18 protein-coding genes and 1 pseudogene are annotated in these 18,761 nt (G+C 67.1%); 10 read left to right on the plus strand and 9 right to left on the minus strand.

Annotated elements, in window-relative coordinates; translation table 11 throughout:
- Window positions 1-123 precede the first annotated feature (123 nt).
- On the plus strand, window positions 124-390 hold the full coding sequence (locus tag HF989_RS07815) for a metal-sensitive transcriptional regulator (protein ID WP_076599716.1): 267 nt from the start codon (window positions 124-126) through the stop codon (window positions 388-390).
- Window positions 391-664: 274 nt separating this feature from the next.
- Here HF989_RS07815 and HF989_RS07820 read toward each other — a convergent pair whose 3' ends face one another.
- Window positions 665-1,375, minus strand: a complete 711-nt coding sequence (locus tag HF989_RS07820; RefSeq protein WP_168685402.1) for an IS6 family transposase — start codon at window positions 1,373-1,375, stop codon at window positions 665-667.
- Between the two features lie 77 nt (window positions 1,376-1,452).
- Between HF989_RS07820 and HF989_RS07825 the strand changes: the two are divergent.
- A pseudogene (locus HF989_RS07825) lies at window positions 1,453-1,614 on the plus strand (peroxiredoxin family protein); the annotation flags it as partial.
- On the opposite strand, the gene HF989_RS07830 reads toward HF989_RS07825, so the two are convergent.
- The 3 genes from HF989_RS07830 to HF989_RS07840 form a co-directional block, all read right to left on the minus strand.
- Window positions 1,583-2,092, minus strand: a complete 510-nt coding sequence (locus HF989_RS07830) for a hypothetical protein (protein ID WP_168685404.1) — start codon at window positions 2,090-2,092, stop codon at window positions 1,583-1,585. The pseudogene HF989_RS07825 and the gene HF989_RS07830 sit on opposite strands and share 32 nt — an antisense overlap.
- A gap of 127 nt (window positions 2,093-2,219) precedes the next feature.
- Window positions 2,220-3,443: an LCP family protein gene (locus tag HF989_RS07835; protein WP_168685407.1), complete on the minus strand. Its 1,224-nt coding sequence runs from the start codon at window positions 3,441-3,443 to the stop codon at window positions 2,220-2,222.
- Between the two features lie 31 nt (window positions 3,444-3,474).
- Complete coding sequence (locus HF989_RS07840; RefSeq protein ID WP_168685409.1) at window positions 3,475-4,173, minus strand: CPBP family intramembrane glutamic endopeptidase; 699 nt, start codon at window positions 4,171-4,173, stop codon at window positions 3,475-3,477.
- A 17-nt stretch (window positions 4,174-4,190) separates the two neighbouring features.
- Here HF989_RS07840 and HF989_RS07845 point away from each other — a divergent pair, with 17 nt between their 5' ends.
- Window positions 4,191-5,105 carry a DUF2891 family protein gene (locus HF989_RS07845; RefSeq protein ID WP_168685411.1) on the plus strand — a complete coding sequence of 305 codons (915 nt, stop codon included), beginning with the start codon at window positions 4,191-4,193 and terminating at the stop codon, window positions 5,103-5,105.
- A complete protein-coding gene (gene pheA, locus HF989_RS07850) occupies window positions 5,102-5,920 on the plus strand; it encodes a prephenate dehydratase (protein WP_168685413.1) in 819 nt (272 codons plus the stop codon). Before HF989_RS07845 ends, pheA begins: the two co-directional genes overlap by 4 nt.
- Before the next feature lie 7 nt (window positions 5,921-5,927).
- Here pheA and HF989_RS07855 read toward each other — a convergent pair whose 3' ends face one another.
- The 3 genes from HF989_RS07855 to HF989_RS07865 are packed head-to-tail and all read right to left on the minus strand — an operon-like array spanning window position 5,928 to window position 8,039.
- Entirely contained in the window at window positions 5,928-6,275 is a 348-nt protein-coding gene (locus HF989_RS07855) for a metallopeptidase family protein (RefSeq protein ID WP_168685415.1), read from the minus strand.
- 3 nt (window positions 6,276-6,278) lie between these two features.
- On the minus strand, window positions 6,279-7,301 hold the full coding sequence (locus HF989_RS07860; RefSeq protein WP_168685417.1) for a septum formation family protein: 1,023 nt from the start codon (window positions 7,299-7,301) through the stop codon (window positions 6,279-6,281).
- Between the two features lie 9 nt (window positions 7,302-7,310).
- Window positions 7,311-8,039 carry a GntR family transcriptional regulator gene (locus HF989_RS07865; protein WP_038613274.1) on the minus strand — a complete coding sequence of 243 codons (729 nt, stop codon included), beginning with the start codon at window positions 8,037-8,039 and terminating at the stop codon, window positions 7,311-7,313.
- 80 nt (window positions 8,040-8,119) lie between these two features.
- On the opposite strand from HF989_RS07865, the gene serS reads away from it, so the two are divergent.
- The 3 genes from serS to HF989_RS07880 are packed head-to-tail and all read left to right on the plus strand — an operon-like array spanning window position 8,120 to window position 11,050.
- Complete coding sequence (gene serS, locus HF989_RS07870) at window positions 8,120-9,373, plus strand: serine--tRNA ligase (RefSeq protein WP_168685418.1); 1,254 nt, start codon at window positions 8,120-8,122, stop codon at window positions 9,371-9,373.
- A complete protein-coding gene (locus HF989_RS07875) occupies window positions 9,373-10,221 on the plus strand; it encodes a lysophospholipid acyltransferase family protein (RefSeq protein WP_246233885.1) in 849 nt (282 codons plus the stop codon). Before serS ends, HF989_RS07875 begins: the two co-directional genes overlap by 1 nt.
- A 4-nt stretch (window positions 10,222-10,225) precedes the next feature.
- Window positions 10,226-11,050 carry an HAD family hydrolase gene (locus HF989_RS07880; RefSeq protein ID WP_168685420.1) on the plus strand — a complete coding sequence of 275 codons (825 nt, stop codon included), beginning with the start codon at window positions 10,226-10,228 and terminating at the stop codon, window positions 11,048-11,050.
- On the opposite strand, the gene HF989_RS07885 is transcribed toward HF989_RS07880, so the two are convergent.
- Window positions 11,047-11,817, minus strand: coding sequence for a hypothetical protein (locus HF989_RS07885; RefSeq protein ID WP_168685422.1), 771 nt, complete (start codon window positions 11,815-11,817; stop codon window positions 11,047-11,049). The genes HF989_RS07880 and HF989_RS07885 overlap by 4 nt on opposite strands.
- A gap of 404 nt (window positions 11,818-12,221) precedes the next feature.
- On the opposite strand from HF989_RS07885, the gene glpK reads away from it, so the two are divergent.
- The gene (glpK, locus tag HF989_RS07890; protein ID WP_168685424.1) at window positions 12,222-13,682 is read left to right on the plus strand and encodes a glycerol kinase GlpK; all 1,461 of its coding nucleotides are present in this window, start codon (window positions 12,222-12,224) and stop codon (window positions 13,680-13,682) included.
- Between the two features lie 18 nt (window positions 13,683-13,700).
- Here glpK and HF989_RS07895 read toward each other — a convergent pair whose 3' ends face one another.
- Entirely contained in the window at window positions 13,701-15,569 is a 1,869-nt protein-coding gene (locus HF989_RS07895) for an N-acetylmuramoyl-L-alanine amidase (RefSeq protein ID WP_343033574.1), read from the minus strand.
- 160 nt (window positions 15,570-15,729) lie between these two features.
- On the opposite strand from HF989_RS07895, the gene glf reads away from it, so the two are divergent.
- Together glf and HF989_RS07905 are read left to right on the plus strand one after the other, a co-directional pair.
- A complete protein-coding gene (glf, locus tag HF989_RS07900; protein WP_210729106.1) occupies window positions 15,730-16,920 on the plus strand; it encodes a UDP-galactopyranose mutase in 1,191 nt (396 codons plus the stop codon).
- 179 nt (window positions 16,921-17,099) lie between these two features.
- A complete protein-coding gene (locus HF989_RS07905) occupies window positions 17,100-18,689 on the plus strand; it encodes a cation:proton antiporter (protein ID WP_343033575.1) in 1,590 nt (529 codons plus the stop codon).
- Window positions 18,690-18,761: the final 72 nt, after the last annotated feature.

Below are 18,761 nucleotides of genomic sequence, written 5' to 3' on the forward strand. Positions count from 1 at the left end.
AACTGACTCAGGACATACCTGCGCCCTTTTTTCAGCAAGGAGACCATTGTGGATACTCGCACCCCTGATCAGGCCGTTTCCTCCTCGGGTGGGGCTGACACCTGTCACACCACCCATGGCTACATCAACGACAAGGATCGCTATCTCGCCCGCCTCAAGCGCATCGAGGGCCAGGCCCGGGGCCTGCACAGCATGGTCGACGAGGAACAGTACTGCATCGACATCCTTACCCAGATCTCCGCGGTCAATGCTGCCCTACGCAGCGTTGCCCTCGGACTACTCGATGACCACATGAAACACTGCGTCCGTGACGCCGCCCAGTTAGGAGGAGAGGAGGCCGACGCGAAGTTCCAGGAAGTCACCGACGCTATCGCCCGTTTCGCCCGGTGACAGGCCGGGACCCGACCACCACACCCCGTCGAGAACGGCGGCCAGGCCACTCTGACCGCCCCTGTTGCCGGCTGAAGGCTGGGAGTCCTGCTGCTGGCGGCGGCATGATCGGGTTGATGGCCACTGTGGTGCTGCTGGTCGAAAAGATCGCGCCGCTGAACAACCTCGACCACATCCCCACCTGCAACATCAACCGGTGCTGTTGCAAAGTTGGGGGGGAGAGCCGCAAAAACTCAGTTTCTCATTCCCTGATGGCCGCTGCGTGTGGGCGTTCTCAGGCCGTCTCGAAGACCCGGTTGACGATCACCGCGTCCGGGTTCGGTTGCCCGTAGGCAAACATGGTGCCTTGCCCTTTCCGCAATGAGTGCATCGCCTCCATCCCTTTCAACGTCCGATATGCAGATGTCCGGTTCTTAAACGCGCCTTTCGGCCCGAGGATCCGCTTCAGCCGACCATGGTCGCCTTCCAGGATGTTGTTGAGGTATTTCACCTGCCGGTGTTCCACTGTTGGCGGGCAGATTCCCTCTGACTTCAACTCGGCGATTGCCCTGGCTAGTGAGGGTGCTTTATCGGTGTTGATCACTCTGGGATACCCGGCTGACGCATTGGATCTGAGGGCCTTGGCCAGGAAACGCTTCGCTGCGGCCACGTTCCGCTTCGGAGAGAGGTAAAAGTCCAGGGTCTGGCCACCGGCGGTGATCTCCCGATAGAGATAACACCACTTTCCCCCGACCCGGATATAGGTCTCATCCACCCGCCAGGAACTGGCCTGCCAGTCAGGTACCTGCCGGTACCACCGTGTTTGCTTGTCCAGCTCAGGGGCGTATTTCTGGACCCAGCGGTAGATCGTGGTGTGATCGACCGGCACGCCCCGCTCGGTCATCATTTCCTCCAGATCGCGGTAGCTCACCCCGTAGCGGCAGTACCACCGCACTGCCCACAGAATGATGTCACGGGGGAAATGACGACCGGAGAAGATACCCATGGCTGTGATTATTTCGCGTCGCTCTTCCTACTGCCCCAACTTTGCAACAGCACCCCAGAACACCGTCTTCTTCCCCACCGCCCCGGAAAACCGAGATTATCTACGCAGAGGAGGAACGTGGCCCGCTGCCGGACTTCTCCGGCCCGTCGCTGATGGGGGAGGGTGAGAAGATCAGCCTGTCTGATTTTGAAGGCGAGGTCGTCGTCCTCAACGCTTGGGGCCAGGGGTGTGCACCGTGTCCTCGTTGACTGGCCGGGGTGGTCGTTTCGCATCGGCTGCCTCATCGACTCGCTGTTGCTGGTTGTCGCGTTGGAGTTTGCGGTGTTTGCTCACGCGTTCCATTGTCTCCGCATAGGCCTCGTCGAATGTCAACGACGCTGCCAGATCGCGTTCGTCATCGTCGGGCCAATACCGCTTCGTCCAGGTCAGCGTCGCGGTGTCGTGGACATCGAGCTCCACAGCGATGTCACGCACCGTCGCCTGCGAGGTCAACCTGCGTGCGACAACCTTCGCGATGGTCTCAGCTTCGTAGGCGCGTCGCGTACCGTCAAAGCTCTGGCCGCGGCGCTTGGCCGCAACCCACTTGCCGACCGTGTCCACCGACGGTCGGCGACCACAAGCGTCTTCAGCCCAGTTGCAGACCTCGCGGGCAGAAAAACCGGCCAAAAACCTCTCAACCGCACCAACGCGGATACCAGATGGAAAACCTGCGGGCATCGGAATACCTTCCAGCCCCCAACACTCCAACTTTTTGTCCGCGCTCCCAAAATCCGCTGGTAGCCGGATCTTGATAGCCGGTTTTCCGCTTGTTGCGCCAACCGCTCAGCGCCCGGCGCCCGGCGCCCTACCGCAGCCGCGCGAACAGCGCCTCCGCCTCGGCGTCGTCCCATAGCACCACGTTGCCCACCTCGGTGTCGGTGAAGCCGCCGATGGGCACGGTCTCCGTTTCCAGGCCGCCGCGCAGCGCGAGAACGATCCGCGCGAGGTTCCACACGTGGTCGCCGGAATCCACCGTGAGCAGGGCCGGGGAGACCCACAGCAGACGCGCCATCCGGAACGGGTTCAGCAGCACACCGGGGGAGAGCACCCGCTCAACCAGGGTGGTCATGAATTCGCGCTGGCGAGCCACGCGGTCGATGTCACCCTGCGCGGTGGCGCGGGTGCGCACGTAGCCGAGGGCGGTTGCGCCGTCCATGGTCTGGCAGCCGGGTTGCAGGTTGATGTTGGCCAGCGGGTCGTCGATGGGTTCGGCCACGCAGATCTCCACGCCGCCGGCCGCGTCGACCACGCCAGCGAGCCCGCCCATGCCGATCTCGGCGTACCGGTCCACGTGCAGGCCCGTATTCTGCTCGACGGTCTCGACCAGGAGCTCGGGGCCGCCGATGGCGAATGCGGCGTTGATCTTGTCGTAGCCGTACCCGGGCACCGCAACATACGAGTCGCGGGGGATGGACACCAGCGTCGGCTTCCCGCGCATTGGCAGGTGCATGAGCATGATGGTGTCGGTGCGCACCGTGCCCAGGTCGCCGCCGGTGCCGAGGCGCTCCACGTCCTTCTCGCTCAAGCCCGTGCGCGAGTCGGAGCCGACCAGTAGCCAGTTCGTCCCCGAGGTCCCGGGGATCTGCTGCTCGGGCATGGCGTCGATGCGGTTCAGGCGCGCGTCGGCAAGCAGCACCGATGCCAGAAGCAGCGCGATGACGAGCAGTAGCACCGCGCCGCAGCCCGGAAACTTTGCTTGCCGACGCCCCTTCGGCCGAGACACCTGCGCCGGCACCGCCTGCCGGGGAGCGGGGCGCTGGCTGGCGTGCGCAGGACGCCCAGAACGTGCAGGCCGCGCGGGCACGCTCCGCGGGTGCTCGGGCGCGCGACGCGGCTGGTAGGCGGCGCGCTCCGGCTCAACGCGTGTGAACGCGCCGGGGTGGGGGTCGGCGGGATCGTGGCGTCGAGAGGCGGTTGCCCTGCGTCGAATGGGGCGGCCGTAGCGGTCCACCATGGGCTTGCCGTCTTTGCCCAGCACGAACTCGCCCGCGTTGTCGCGGGGGTCGTTGGAATGGGGCGTTGTAGACATGCGCACAGTGTAGCCAGCGTGACGGAAGTGGTTAGATTCCTAGCCAGGACAGGTCCAGTAGCGGGTAGGCGACAAACGCCACTGCGTCGATGAGGAAGTGTGCGATGATCAGCGGCCACACGCGCCCGGTTTTGTAGAAATACCAGGCAAAGACCACGCCCATCACGATGTTGCCAAACCCGGCGGACACGCCCTGGTACAGGTGGTACGACCCGCGCAGTGCCGCCGACGCTGCGATGAACTGCCACGGTTTCCACCCCAGCTGGCGCAGGCGCGTGACCAAATACATCACCACCACGACCTCCTCGCCGAAGCCGTTGGCGAAGGACCACAGCAGCGAGGTGGGAATCTGCACCGCCGCAGTGGTGGGCACGACAACCTTGGACAGGCCCAGGTGCACCGCCGCCACGTAGAACACCAGCCCGGGCAGCCCGATCAGCGCCGCGAACCCCGCCCCGCGCGCCGCGTCGGACCAGCGCGGCCAGCGCCACCGCTCGCCTAGAAGGAACCAGGCCAGCCCGCCCCACGCGAACAGCGTGAGCGCGGACGTCGCCTGCAGCGCCAGGTCCAGCCAGGGAATGGTGGAGGCGGCGTCGTGGATGGTGGTGCTCTGCTGGTTCAGCGGTGCTTTGAGCAGCGAATCGATGAGCCGCAGGGCAGCGCGTAGCCCCGAGGTGCCGAAGCTGACGGCGAGGACGAGCGCGATCTCGAGCTTCAGGCGCCTATGCATGCGCTAACTTTAACGCCATGAACGAATCGTGGGCGCGCACCATCATCCAGGTTGTCGGTCAGGAATACCCGGCCTCGATGCACCACGTCAGCTCAGCGCCGGACACCGCCGTCCCGCACGAGCTGCACCCGGCGTTCTGGGGCTCGTTCGACTGGCACTCGTGCGTGCACATGCTCTGCTCAGCCGCGAAGCTGCATGTGCGTGACGACGACCCCAGGCTGGCCAACCTCCTCGACGAGCGCCTCACCCCCGAGCACGTCGCCGCGGAGGCCGAGTACCTGCGCGGGCACCCGCTGTACGAGCGGCCCTACGGCTGGGCGTGGGCAATGCAGCTGGTCAAGGTGTGCCGCGGCACCCGGTGGGGGCGCGCGCTGGCCCCGCTGGAGGCCCAGCTGGAGCGCAACGTCGCCTCCTGGCTGGACACCCAGCAATGGCCGGTGCGCCACGGCGTGCACGCCAACTCGGCGCTGGCGCTGCTGCTTATCCACGACGCCTCGCCCAACTTGCGCGAGCGTGTGGGGCGCACCGCCCGCGCCTGGTTCGGCGGCGACCGCGCGTACCCGCACGAGTGGGAAGTCTCGGGGCACGACTTCGTCTCCAACGGTTTGGCCGAGGCCGCGCTGATGCGCCGGGTGCTGCCGGCCGCCGAGTTTGAGGCCTGGCTGGGCGGCTTTTTCGCGCCGGAGGCGTTCGCGTTCTACACCACGCCCATCCAGGTCAACGACCCCGAAGACGGGCAGCAGGCCCACCTGGTCGGGCTGATGCTCACCCGCGCGTGGCTGCTGCGGGAGATCGGGAAACCGCAGGGCACGCGTGAGCTTATCGACGCAGCTTCGCCCCACCTCACCGGCGACAACTTCATGGCCACGCACTGGCTGATCACCTACGCGCTGCTTGCGCAGGACGCGGACGCAGGGAAGGCTGCGCTATGAGCCGCATCGCCTATCTCGGCCCCGCTGGCACGTTCACGGAGCAGGCCGCGCGCCAGTTCAGCATCGACGGCGCCGAGTACGTGCCCGTGGACTCCCCGGCTGCGGCGCTGGCGGCGCTGGGTGCCGGCGCGGACTTCGCGGTGTGCGCGATTGAGAACTCCGTCGACGGCGCCGTCACCGCCACCGCCGACGCGCTCGCCGCCACGCCGGGTGTGCAGATCGTGGGCGAGACCGAGCTGGCTATTGCGTTCGCGGTGATGACGCGGCCCGGGCAGTCCCTTGCAGCCGCCGCCCGTTTGGCCACCCACCCGGTCGCATTCCAGCAGGTCAAGGGGTGGGTACGCGAGCACGCCCCGAATGCGGAGTTCGTGCCCGCCGCGTCGAACGCGGCGGCCGCGCAGATGGTGGCAGACGGCCAGGCAGACATCGCGGTGGCGCCGGAACGCGCGGCGGAGCTGTTCGGGCTGCAGGTGCACGCCACGGACGTGGCTGACTCGGCGACGGCGAGGACGCGGTTCGTGCTCGTCGCTCAGCAAACCGCCCTGCCGGCAGCGACCGGCGCGGACCGCACCGCGGTGGTGTTGCGCACGCCGAACATGCCGGGCGCGCTTGTCGGGGTGCTGCAGGAGTTCGCGGCGCGCGGGGTGGACATGTCGCGCATCGAGTCGCGCCCCACGCGCATCGAGCCGAACACGTACAACTTCTTCATCGACCTCGTCGGGCACGCCGAGGATCCGGCCGTCGCAGCCGCGCTTAAGGCGGTAGAGGCGAAGGCGGATTCGATGCTGTTCCTCGGCTCCTGGCCGCGCGCCTAACCTCGGTTCAGCCCCAGCCGAGGGCGTGGAGCTCGTGCTCCTCCAGCCCAAAGTAGTGGCCCACCTCGTGCAGCACGGTGACCTTCACCTCGTGGCGCAGCTGGTCCTCGTCCTCGCAGATGGCCTCGAGCGCGTTTTTGTAGATGAACACCGCGTCCGGCAGGTACCCCGAGTGGTTGGAGTGCTGCTCCGTCAGCGGCACCCCTTCGAACAGCCCCAGCAGGGTGGGGTTGTCCGGGTTGTAGTCCCTGGCAAGGATGACCATGTTGCGCATGTGCTGGGCGAAGTCGTCGGGGATGGTGTCGAGCGCGTCGTCGATCATCCCCTCGAAGGCTTCGTCGCTGACCGGGAGCATGGGCTACTGCGCTTGAGCCGGGGCCGAGCTAGTTGTCTGCTGCTCTCGGAGCGGGCGACGGGCTGGGCGTTCTGGGGGCGGAGCGTCGTCGATACGCAGGTGCTCGCGCCCCTCTGTCGCGGAGCCGGTCAGTGTTGCGAACCCGCCCTCGGGGCGCGAGAACACGAGTGCGCAGTTGACGCTTCTCGAGCCGCCCTCCCACGCGGCGGCGGTCTGCGTCGTCCAGAAGGGACGCAGCGCCACCTGGTAGAGGTTCTCCTCCCCGCCGAGGTAGTCCTGCGCGGCGGCGGTGCACACGTCCTCGAGGTGGCTGTCCTGGTCTTCGACGGTGGGGGTGCTGTCCGGGAACACGTCGGCGAGGGAGACCTGGCTGGTGATCTCCAGTTGGTGCGGGTCCGCGCACGGGACATCGGTCAGCGTGTTGGCGGCATCGACGGCCACGCACTGCCCGGCCTCGAACACGCGCGCCTGGTCCTGGTCCGCCACGCGGCCAGAGGTGAGCACCGGCTCGCCGGCGCGGTCGGTTTCCTGCAGGCCGCACAGCATGGTGCGATCGCCGCGCTGCCACGCGTCTGCCGGCGGCAGGATCGGCGCGATGGAGTAGCGCCCGTTCGGGTCGTACTTGCCGCTTAGGTACCGCAGGGTACCGGCGCCGCACAGCTCTTCGCGCAGCTGCGCCTGGCGCGTCTGGTTCGGCATCGGGGCATCGGGGCCGAACTCGGCGGTGGGGTAGGTGGCCAGATCTTGGCGCAAGGACACCTCGAAGCGGTGCTCACCGGCGCAGTCCGCCTGCTCGAAGCCGGTGATCGCGCCGTCCGGTCCAACCTGCCAGGTCAAGCACGATCCGGCGTCGGCGGTGGTGAAGGAGGCGACCTCCTCGGTTGGCGCCGTGGAGGTTTCTGTGGTGGAGGCGGCAGTCTCTCCCGTGTCGGAGGTGTCCGCGGCCAACGTGTATGTGCCCGCGGCGACAGAGCCCGCCAGCGCGGCGATGAGAAAGGAGCGGAGCGCACTCTGTTTCGAAGCCATGGGGCCTTATTATTCCACTTCGCGCGCGACCCGAGTAGTCAGCCGGTAGCGGTCCGTGCGGTACACCGAGGAGCAAAACTCCACGTTGTGCGTGCCTGAGCGGGCGTAGCGGACGATGTGGAGCAGCGCCGTATCGGCGTCCACGTCCAGAAGCGGCGCGTTGTCGGGCCCGGCCGTCACGGCGGTGACGGTCTGTTCCGCCTCGGTGATGCCCAGGCCGTACTGCTTGTCCAACAGGGTGTACACGGAGTGGTAGACGTCGTTTTCCAGCAGGTCCGGCACGTAGGTGGCGTTGTACCAGGCGTCGTCCACAGCGTACGGCTCGCCGTCGCCAAGCCTGAGCCTGCGCAAGCGGATGTGTGTGGCGTTCGGCGCCGTGCCGAAGAACTCGGCGACCGCCTCGGGCGGCGTGGTGCGCTCGCACAGCAGGATGCGCGACGACGCCTCGACGCGCTGCGCCCGCATCTCGTCGGAAAAGCTGGCCAAGTGCAGGCGCGATACCAGCGGCGCCGGCGCGACGAAGGTGCCCTTGCCTCGCACCCTGCGCAAACGACCCGCCGCTACGAGGTCCCCGATGGCGCGGCGCACGGTGATGCGGGAGACGCCGTACTCTTCCTCCAGTGCGCGCTCGCCGGGCAGCGGGTCGCCGGGGGAGTACTCGGCTGCGATGCGGGACTCCAGGATTGAGCGCAGCTGCTCGTGCTTGGGCACCGGGCCGTCTGTGATCGGGTGGGGCATAGGCCCACCATAGCGCACTGGTTATGACCGGACGCCGGTGTGCCGTGCCGGTGTCGGGGGACAGGGTAGGGTAGACAAGCGTGATTGATCTGAAGCGTGTGCGCGAAAACCCCGAGGCCGTCCGCGAGTCCCAGCGAGCCCGTGGCGAAGACCCGGCGCTTGTGGACGAGTTGCTGGCCGCCGACGAAGCCCGTCGCGTTGCCATCCAATCGGCGGATGAGCTGCGCGCGGAGCAAAAGGCATTTGGCAAGAAGATCGGCCAGGCCGCGCCTGAGGATCGCCCGGCGCTGCTGGAAGGCGCCAACGAGCTCAAGGTCCGCGTGAAGGACGCCGAGGCCGCGCAAACCGCGGCTGAAGAGCGCGTGCAGAAGCTGCAGTACTCCATCGCCAACGTCGTGGAGGGCGCACCGGCCGGCGGCGAGGAGGACTTCGTTGTGCTCGAGCACGTGGGCGAGGTGCCGGAATTCGACTTCGAGGTCAAAGACCACCTCGACCTTGGCGAGGCGCTCGGCATCATCGACATGAAGCGCGGCACCAAGGTCGGCGGCGCGCGCTTCTACTACCTGGCGGGCGACGGCGCCTGGATGCAGCTGGGCATGCTCATGCTCGCCGCCCAGAAGGCGCGCGAAGCCGGCTTCAAGGTGATGATCCCGCCCGTGCTGGTGCGCCCCGAGGTCATGCAGGGCACCGGCTTCCTGGACGCGCACGACGAGGAGATCTACTACCTCGAGCGCGACGACATGTACCTGGTGGGCACCTCCGAGGTCGCGCTGGCGGGCCTGCACCAGGACGAGATCATCGACCTGTCCGACGGCCCGCTGCTCTACGCCGGTTGGTCCTCCTGCTTCCGCCGCGAGGCCGGCTCCTACGGCAAGGACACCAAGGGCATTTTGCGCGTCCACCAGTTCGACAAACTCGAGATGTTCGCGTACTGCAAGCCCGAGCAGGCGGAGGAGATGCACCAGAAGCTGCTCGGCCTGGAGCGGGAGATGCTCGCTGCCGTCGAGGTGCCGTACCGAGTCATCGACGTCGCCGCGGGCGACCTCGGCTCCTCCGCCGCCCGCAAGTTCGACACCGAGGCGTGGGTGCCGTCTCAGGGCACGTACCGCGAGCTGACCTCCACCTCCAACTGCACCACGTTCCAGGCGCGCCGCCTGCGCACGCGGTACCGGGACGAAGACGGCAAGACCCAGATCGCGGCCACGCTCAACGGCACGCTGGCCACCACCCGCTGGCTGGTGGCCATCCTGGAAAACAACCAGCAGGCCGACGGCTCGGTCCGCGTGCCCGAGGCGCTGCGCCCGTGGGTGGGCAAGGATGTGCTGACGCCCTAATGGATATGCGCCGATACCGCGGGTTCTTGGTTCCCGGGCTCTACGAAGGGATAGCCGCCAACCGGGACGAGGCCGGCGAGCGGTTTTACCAAGGCCTCGTCGGCGCCGCCCGGCGCGTCATGCGCATGGCAAAGATCGATGTCACGGTCATCGGCGCCGAGAACATCCCCGCGCACGGCGGCGCAATGCTCGCCGGCAACCACACCGGATACGCGGACTTCATCCTCCTGGGTACCGGGCCCTACCTGCACGGCAACCGCCTGGTGCGGTTTATGGCGAAGGCTTCCGTCTTCAACGTTCCGGTGCTCGGCCACCTGCTGAAGGTGATGAAGCACGTGCCCGTGGACCGCGCCCGCGGCGGCGACTCCATAGCGCCCGCGGTGGACATGCTGCGCGGCGGCAACTTGGTGGGCATCTTCCCTGAGGCCACCATCTCGCGCTCATTCGAGCTCGCGCACTTCAAAACCGGCGCCGCCCGCATCGCGCACCAAGCCCGTGTGCCGCTCATCCCGTGCGCCATCTGGGGCTCTCAGCGCATTTGGACGAAGGACCTGCCCAAGCACTTCCGCAACGTCCCCGTCATCGTCCGCTACGGTGAGCCGGTCCAGCTCACCGGCGACGCCGACGCCGACACCGCCGAGCTCAAGCGCCGCATGCAACTGCTTCTCGACGCCTCACGGGCCCAATACGCCGACCTCTTCGACGACGGCCAAGGCGAGCCCTGGATGCCGGTTGCCCTCGGCGGCACGGCGCCGACCCTGGAGGAGGCCGACGCCATCTACGCCCGCGAACGCGCCGAGCGGGAAGCGAAAAAGGCGGTGAAGGCCGCGAGAAAGCGCAGGAAGTAGCCCCATGACCGCCGCGCCCCGCCTGATCATCTCGGACATCGACGGCACGTTCATCACCTCCGCCGGACGGGTGACCCAGCGCCTGCGCGGCGCGATCGTGCGCGCGGTGGAGTCCGGCGCGCACTTCGGCCTGGCGACGGGGCGCCCGCACCGCTGGCTCCTTCCAGTGCTGGAGCAGCTGCCGCTGGCCCCCGTGTGCGTGTGCGCGAACGGCGCGGTGGTGTACAACCCAGCCGATGACCGCGTCCTGCACGCCTTCGAGCTGGCGCCCGCGGCCATGGCCGAGGTGGTAGAGGTTGTCGAGCGCGCCCTTGACGGGGTGCCCCACGGTTACGGCGTGGAGCGCGTCGGCTCCTCCGCGCTGGACCCGGAGGAGGACTGCTTCCTCATCACCCCCGAGTACAACCGGGATGCGTGGGACAGCAGGTTCGGCGTCGCCGTCATCGCGGACCTCATCAGCCAACCCGCCGCAAAGCTGCTGGTCCGCTGCGCTTCGATGACGTCTGCGCAGATGTACGAGCGCATCGCGCCTGCTATCGACGCCACGGTGGCGCACGTGACCTACTCTATGGACGAGGGGTTGATCGAAGTCTCCCGGCCCGGCGTGGACAAGGCTGCAGGTGCGCGCTACCTCGCCGAACGCTACGGCGTGGCGGCCGAAGAGACCATCGCGTTCGGTGACATGCCCAACGACCTCGAGCTCCTCCGCTGGGCGGGCACCGGTGTTGCCATGGCCAACGCCTCGCCCGTGCTGCACGCCGCCGCCGACCTAGTCACCCGCACCAACGACGAGCACGGCGTCGCCGAAGTGCTCGAGCGCTGGTTCTAGCCAGCCCGCCGCTCAAGGTCGGCGAGCCACACGCGGTACGGCGTGTCCACCCGATTGGGCAGCTGGTGCACCCCGGGGCGCTGGTTGATGGCGTGCTGAACCTGCGCGATAAATGCGTCTTCCTGCACGCTGGTCCACCCCACACGGCGAACTACCGCGCCGCGGTTTTGCAGCTCCGTTTCTCGGTGGCGCTCACGTCGTAAGGCATCTGCCGCATCTCCCATCGCGCCGCTGTTCTTTTCCAGCCCATCCGCCTCGACGATGAGAAACCCGTTGATGAGCGCGTCCGCCCACGCGACGGTAGCCCAGCCGTCGGCGTCCGTGATCTGGAACCCAACCTGGAACTCGATGGTCTCCACGCCCGTGAGCCTGCCCGACGCAATAGCGCGCAGGAGGGTGTCCCGCGCAATCGTCTCGAGCGCGCTCGCCGACGTGTCCGCGGAGTACGCGATCAGCTCGCGGAAGGGTTTGATCCCGCGGGCGCGGGTGAGTGTTTCGGTCTTAGCCAGCAAGTAGTCGGTGGTCAGGTGGTCGTGCTGGAAGCGTGCGGACTCGATCTGCACCAGCGCATCCATGCGGCCGTAGTAGCGGAAAGTATCGAACATGGCCCGGATCGCCGTGGCGGTGCGGACGCCGTTGTGGGTGAGGTATTCAGCCTCCCGTAGGAGCCCGTCGCGATAGATCCTGTCTGGGTACTTCTTCCCCCACGACCGTGATGCGCCTGGCAGTGCGAGATCCACCTTGGTCACCCAGGTGAGAGTTGCCAAGTCTAGCCACCGCGCGGCAGCTGGGCCGGTGATGACTGCAGTTTTGGATTTGGCCGCGACCTGCCGGATTAGCTCTAGCTCAGCCTTGCGTTTCTGTTGTATTCCCCCCATGGGCCGAAGTATCGCACGGGTTGTGAACTCCGTCTAGATGCTTCGGCTGCGGTGTGGGGAGGCCGGGAGCGGATCGTCTAGCAGGCCGGGGGTTGCTGCTAGACGATCTGACACCGGCTGCTGTGTTTCCCCGGTTCATAATGAGCATGATTTTCACTAACCGCGGGATCGTCTAGCGCGGCGACCATCCCGCTAGACGATTCAGTGTTGCTATACGATCCGTGCCCCAGACCTGCTTACGAAAGGCCCAGCCGCCCCGATAGCCCCCTCGCCCCACCCGTAAGATCGCGCGCATGGCTTTGATTGCGGCGATTGACCAAGGCACGACGTCGACGCGCGTGTGCATCACGCGCACCGACGGCACCGTCATCGCGCAGGCGCAATACGAGCACGCCCAGCACATGCCGCAGCAAGGCTGGATCGAGCACGACCCGATGGAGATCTGGCGCAACACGCGCCGGGCGCTGAGCGAGGCGCTTGCGGCGGAAGACATCTCCGAACAAGACATCGACGCACTCGGGCTGACCAACCAGCGCGAAACAGCCGTGATCTGGGACAAGAAGACGGGCAAGCCGATCTACAACGCCATCGTGTGGCAGGACACGCGCACCAACCACAACGGCGACCCGGCGAGGTACCTGCGCAGGACGGGACTGCTGCACAATTCGTACCCGGCGGCGCCGAAGTGGGCGTGGATCCTGGACAACGTGCCGGGCGCGCGCGAGCGGGCGGAGAATGGCGAGCTGCTCGCCGGCACGATCGACACCTGGCTGATCTGGAACCTCACCGGCGGCGCCAAGGAGCCGGAGCGTGCGCTGCACCTCACGGACGTGACCAATGCGTCGCGCACGCTGCTCATGAACCTGGAAACGTTGCAGTGGGACGAGATGCTTTGTAGCGAGCTCCGCGTCCCCCGCGCCATCCTCCCCGAGATCCGCCCGTCGGTGGGCCACTTCGGCACGATCCGCCGCCGCGGCCCGTTGGCGGGGGTGCCTATCACGGGCGTGCTGGGCGACCAGCAGGCGGCGTTGTTCGGCCAAGGGGGCCTCCATGAAAACGACGCCAAGATGACCTACGGCACCGGTCTGTTCATGCTGCTCAACACAGGTCACACGCCGCAGTTCAGCGGCCGCGGGCTGCTCACCACCGTGGCCTACCAGGTGGAGGGCCAGCCACCGGTGTACGCGCAGGAGGGCTCGGTAGCTGTGGGCGGCGCGTTGATCCAGTGGCTGCGCGACCAGCTGGGCATCCTGAACACCGCCGCGGAGTCCGAAACCCTGGCCAGGCAAGTCGACGACAGTGGGGGAGTGGTGATCGTCCCGGCGTTTTCGGGCCTGTTCGCGCCGCGGTGGCGCCCCGATGCACGGGGTGTGATCGTGGGGTTGACCCGTTTCGTGGATAAGCGCCACATCGCCCGGGCCGCGTTGGAGGCGACGTGCCTGCAGGCGCGCGAGGTGGTGGAAGCGATGGGAGGTCGGCCGACGTCGTTGAAGGTGGACGGCGGGATGACCACCAACGACCTGCTCATGCAGATGCAGGCGGACATCCTCGGGCTCACCGTCGAGCGGCCCGCCAATACGGAGACGACGGTCATGGGCGCGGCGTCGGCAGCCGGGATAGGGGCTTCGCTTCTCGACGAGCCGCTCACGCCCGGCACCGCGACCACCTGGAACAACACAATGGCCGGCCCCGAAAGGGACCGGCTTGTCGCCGCGTGGGAGGACGCGGTGGCGCGCTGCTTAGATCTCGCCTAGGCCCGAGCCCGCGGGGGCCTAGTTGGTGTTGATGTCCACCGAGTCGGTGCCCGGGTTGTAGGTGATGAAGCCGCCCTCAAAGTCCACGCGCACGGTGTCGGTGCTGGGGTTGAAACCCGGGGTGATCGGCATGCCCAGCGGGCCGGCGTCGAGGCCTTGCTGCAGCCACGCCTCCGCGATCTTGCCGACGAGGGCGATGATCTCGCCCTGGTCGTTGCGGGCGCCGATGCCGTTCGCGTACAGCGCCACGGCCGGACCGGTCGGGCCGCCGACACCGGCGACGAGCTTGCCCAACGCCGGTTCAAGGGTGGTCCAGACCTCGGCGGCGTCGCTGGAACCGAAGGCGTTGAGCGTGGGTGCGACTGCGGGGCTGATCTGCTTGGCAAGCTCGGCTGCGTCTGCCAGCGTCAGCCCGTCGTAAATCTGCACCTCGCCAATGGTGTCGATGGCGGGCAGCTTGTCCTGGCTGGCGAGGTAGAGCAGCACCAACCCGACGGCGGTGCCCGCGGCGCCGGCGACGGTGGCCGGATCCCCGGAGGCGAGGGCGGTTAGCACGCCGTCGAGGGACGGCTGTTGCGCCGGGGCCGGAGCAGGGGCCTGAGTGGGAGCCGGGGCGGGGTTTGCCGCCGTCGTGCTCGGCTTCGCCTCGACGCCCACGCGCTCGCCTGCGCGAAGCGCGCGGTACTTCGCCCCTGCGTTGGCACGGATGATGGGCAGCTTGGAGTAGAGGTTGTCGCCCGGGCAGGTGTTGTAGTGGAAGTCGCGGTGCGCGTTGATGTTCGGGAAGGTAGCGCCCTGGCCGGCGGCGAACTTGGATCCGCTGAAGTTGCCCTCGGCGTAGTGGTAGCTGCTGCCGTTGGGGTCGAAACCGGCGACTGCGGCCTTCCAACCGATGATGTCACCCATGGCCTTCAGCGCCGCGGGGGTGGGTTCGGCGCGCTGGTAGTCGCCGATCATGGACACGCCCCAGGTGTTCTGGTTGAAGGAGCCCACGTGCGCGCCTTGCGGGCCGCGGTCCATGCCGCCCGCGTGCCCCTCGTAGATGGTGCCGTACTTGTCCACTAGCGCGTGGTAGCCGATGTCGCCCCAGCCCAGCTGGACGGCGTGGTACTGCCAGATGCCGCGCACGATGCCGGGTGCCTCGGCTGCAGAGTAGTTGTTGGAGCCGGCGGTGTGGTGCACGGTGGCGGCGGTGGTGGGTTCCGCGTAGTACGGGGCGCTGCTGCGCCCGGCGCCCCATTGCGCGCGGGTGACCACCTTGGGCATGCCCCAGGTGTAGGAGTCGGCGACGGGCTGGATGCCGCCCTCGGCTGTGCCGGTGCCGCCGTCCAGGAAGACTGCCTGAATGTCGTTGGCGGTGGTGGACGCGGCGGAGTCGGTCCGTCCGCCGTCCAGCAGGTCGACGTTGCCGGTGGAGACCTGGACGCGGTTGGTGCGGCCCACGAAGATCGGCTCGGTACCGAACTTGTCGCTGCCTGCCGGCGGGTCCAGACGGTCCATCTGGAACCACTCGGACCAGGTGCCGTCCGCGCGCAGGGCGCGCACGTAGGCGGCGACGTCGCGGTCGCCCGTCCACGTCAGGCCGACCAGAGAGAACTCGCGGTCGTTGGTGAATTCCTTCACCACGCGCCGTACCTGGTCCTCTCCGCCCTGGGTGCGGATGGCGGCGTCATCGACCGTGACGTTCGCGCCGGACGCGAAGGACTCGGAGGTGGTGTAGACCTCGGGTGCGTCCGCGCTGAGGGACTGGACCGGGAGGATGCGGTTGCCGCTGAGCGCGTTGGCGGCGACGAGGGCGACGATGAGGAGGATGGACACGATCACGGGCATGATCGCGGCTCGGGCGGGCCGGGCCGCGCCACCCTGGATGCTGCGACGTTGCTGCACGGTAGTACTCCTGAGGCTGTTAAAGTTCACTGGGACAACAGTGGCAAATGTGACAGAAGTGCAGTGTAGTGGAAGTTCAACTCTAAAGTAAGACTTGAGACGTAACGGGGCGTGTCGCGGCGAAGCTGCGTCGATAGGCAACTGTGCGAAAATGGGCCGCATGGCATACGACCTCATAGTTGTTGGATCGGGTTTCTTCGGCCTCACGGTGGCCGAGCAGGCGGCGAGCGAGCTGGGCAAACGCGTGCTGGTGGTGGAAAAGCGCAGCCACATCGGCGGCAACGCCTACAGCGAAAACGAGCCGGAAACCGGCATTGAGGTGCACAAGTACGGCGCGCACCTGTTCCACACCTCCAACGAGCGCGTGTGGGAGTACGTCAACCGCTTCACCGATTTCACGGATTACCAGCACCGCGTCTTTGCCATGCACGACGGCACGGCGTACCAGTTCCCCATGGGGCTGGGCCTGATCAACCAGTTCTTCGGCCGCTACTACTCGCCGGAGGAGGCGAAGAAGCTCATCGAGGAGCAGCGCGAGGGCCTCGACCCCGCAGCCGCGACGAACCTGGAAGAGCGCGGTATCGCGCTGATCGGCAAGCCGCTCTACGACGCGTTCGTGAAGCACTACACCGCCAAGCAGTGGCAGACCGACCCCACCGACCTGCCGCCGGAGATCATCTCGCGCCTGCCGGTGCGCTACACCTTCAACAACCGCTACTTCAACGACACCTACGAAGGCCTGCCTGTCGACGGCTACGCCGCGTGGCTGGAGAAGATGGCGGCGCATGAGCGTATCGACGTACGTACCGACACTGACTGGTTCGAAGTCCGCGACTCCGTCCGCGCCGAGAACCCCGACGCGCCGGTGGTCTACACCGGCCCGCTGGACCAGTACTTCGACTACGCCGAGGGCCGCCTGGGCTGGCGCACCCTCGACTTCGAGCAGGAAGTGCTCGAAGTCGGCGACTTCCAGGGCACCCCGGTGATGAACTACAACGACGCGGACGTGCCATACACCCGCATCCACGAGTTCCGCCACTTCCACCCGGAGCGGTCTGAGTACCCGTCCGACAAGACGGTGATTGTGAAGGAGTACTCCCGCTTCGCTTCGGAGGATGATGAGGTCTACTACCCCATCAACACGCCCGAGGACCGCGAGAAGCTGGAAGCCTATCGACGCCTCGCCGCCGCCGAATCCGAGCAGCACAACGTCCTGTTCGGAGGCCGGTTGGGCACCTACCAGTACCTGGACATGCACATGGCCATCGCGGCCGCGTTGACCTTGTTTGACAACCAGCTGCGCCCGTTTTTCGAATCCGGCCAGCCGTTGAGCCAGCCGCGCGGGCACTAGGGGGTGGCGCTGGCGACGCTGCGCCGCCACTGATGCCGCCGCTGGCGCGGATCCAGCTACTAAGACCCAGCTAATCGGCTCCTGGGAGCGAATAGCTGGATCCTTGTAGCTGGATGTGCGGAACGCGGGGCCCACTACCAACCCGCCAACCACACCCCCGCACCCTAAAATGGCCAGGCGTGGGAACATTCATAGCACTAATCGGGCTGCTTCTAGCCACCGTCCTCGTCGCCGCGGTAGGTGAGCGCACTGGCCTGCCGTGGCCGGCGCTTCTAACTGTTGTGGTCGCGCCGGTGATCTTCATCCCCGGCATCGACACGGTGTCCATCGATCCGCACTTAATTTTGCCGATCTTCCTGCCGCCGCTGCTGTGGTCGCTGGCTCGGCGCACGAGCTGGGGGCAGATCCGCTCGCAGCTCAACGTGGTGCTGACCATGTCCGTCATCCTGGTGTTCCTCACCATTGGGGCGCTGACCGCCACGGCGATGTGGATGCTGCCGGGGCTGAGCCTCGCCGCCGCGATGGTCCTCGCCGCCGCGATCGCGCCGCCGGACCCGGTGGCTGTGGACGCGGTGGCGGGCCCGGCCGGCATCCCGAAGCGCATCACCAGCACCCTGCAGACGGAGGGTTTGTTCAACGACGCCGCCTCCATCGTCACCTTCAACGTCGCCATGGCGGCGGCGGTGGCTCACGGCGAGGTGGACTTCACCAAAGGGTTCTTCCAGTTCCTGTACGCGGCGGTCGCCGCCGTGGTCATCGGCCTGATCGTGGGCCGGCTGGCCGCCATGTTCGCCAACACGGTGCCGGATTCCGTGATCCGCACCGCGTTTACCTGGGTGCTCCCGTTCGCCATCTACGCGGGCTGCGAGGCCATCGAGGCCTCCGGCGTCATCGCCATCGTCATCGCCGCGGTGGAAATGTCGTCGCGCTCCGCCATGACCGCCGAGGACCGCCTGACCGGCCATTCGTTCTGGGAGACGGTGGAGCTGCTGTTCACCGGCGTCGCGTTCGGCCTGATCGGCATGAGTGTGCGCGACGCGCTCGACACCGCCGGCACGCACATCTGGCAGGCGGTGCAGGTCGGCGTCGTCCTCTCCGCCGTCGCCTTCGCTGTCCGGTTTGCCTGGATGTTCGTGCTGTACAGGATCAACCAGAACATGCATCACACCAACGTCTCACCGCTGCGCATGCAGGAAGTGCTGCTCATGGCGTGGGCTGGCATGCGCGGCCTGGTCACGTTGGCGCTGGTGCTGGCAATTCCCGCCTCGACGACCACGTATCACCACGAGCTCTCGGTGGTCGCGTTGACTGTGCTCACCTGCACGATGGTGGTACCCGGGCTGCTGCTCCCGTGGCTCGTGGACAAGCTCGACCTGCAAAACGGACCGGGCGGGGACAAGGCCGTCGAAGAGCTGAACCAGCGCGCGTACGCCGCTGCGCGCAAGGCAGTGAAGCAGCACGGCGAGGAGTTCGCGCCGGAAGCCTACGCGATGGTGCAGGAGTGGCTGGATTCCATTGCGGAGAAGCGCCTGCAGGACCCGGAGGGATCCGAGGAGCGAAAGCAAGCCTTCAAGCGCGCCCGCGCCGGGGCGGCGCAGATGCAGGAAGTTGCGCTACGGGCAGCGAGCAGGGAGCTGCAGCAGGCGCGCCGGGAACGCCAGTACAACCCCGCCGACGTCGACGCGGTGCTGGCAGACCTGGACAAGCTGATCCTCGCCCGCGACCGTAGCGCGCTCGCCGCGCCCAGCACGCTGTGGGAGCCGAAGTAGGGTCCCTTTGCTTATCGACGCCCCTCCGGCCCGCCCCGTTTTCGAAATGCTAAGTAATCTGCTTTCAAAACG

Source organism: Corynebacterium mucifaciens, from assembly GCF_012396315.1.
In the GTDB taxonomy this organism is placed as follows: domain Bacteria; phylum Actinomycetota; class Actinomycetes; order Mycobacteriales; family Mycobacteriaceae; genus Corynebacterium; species Corynebacterium mucifaciens.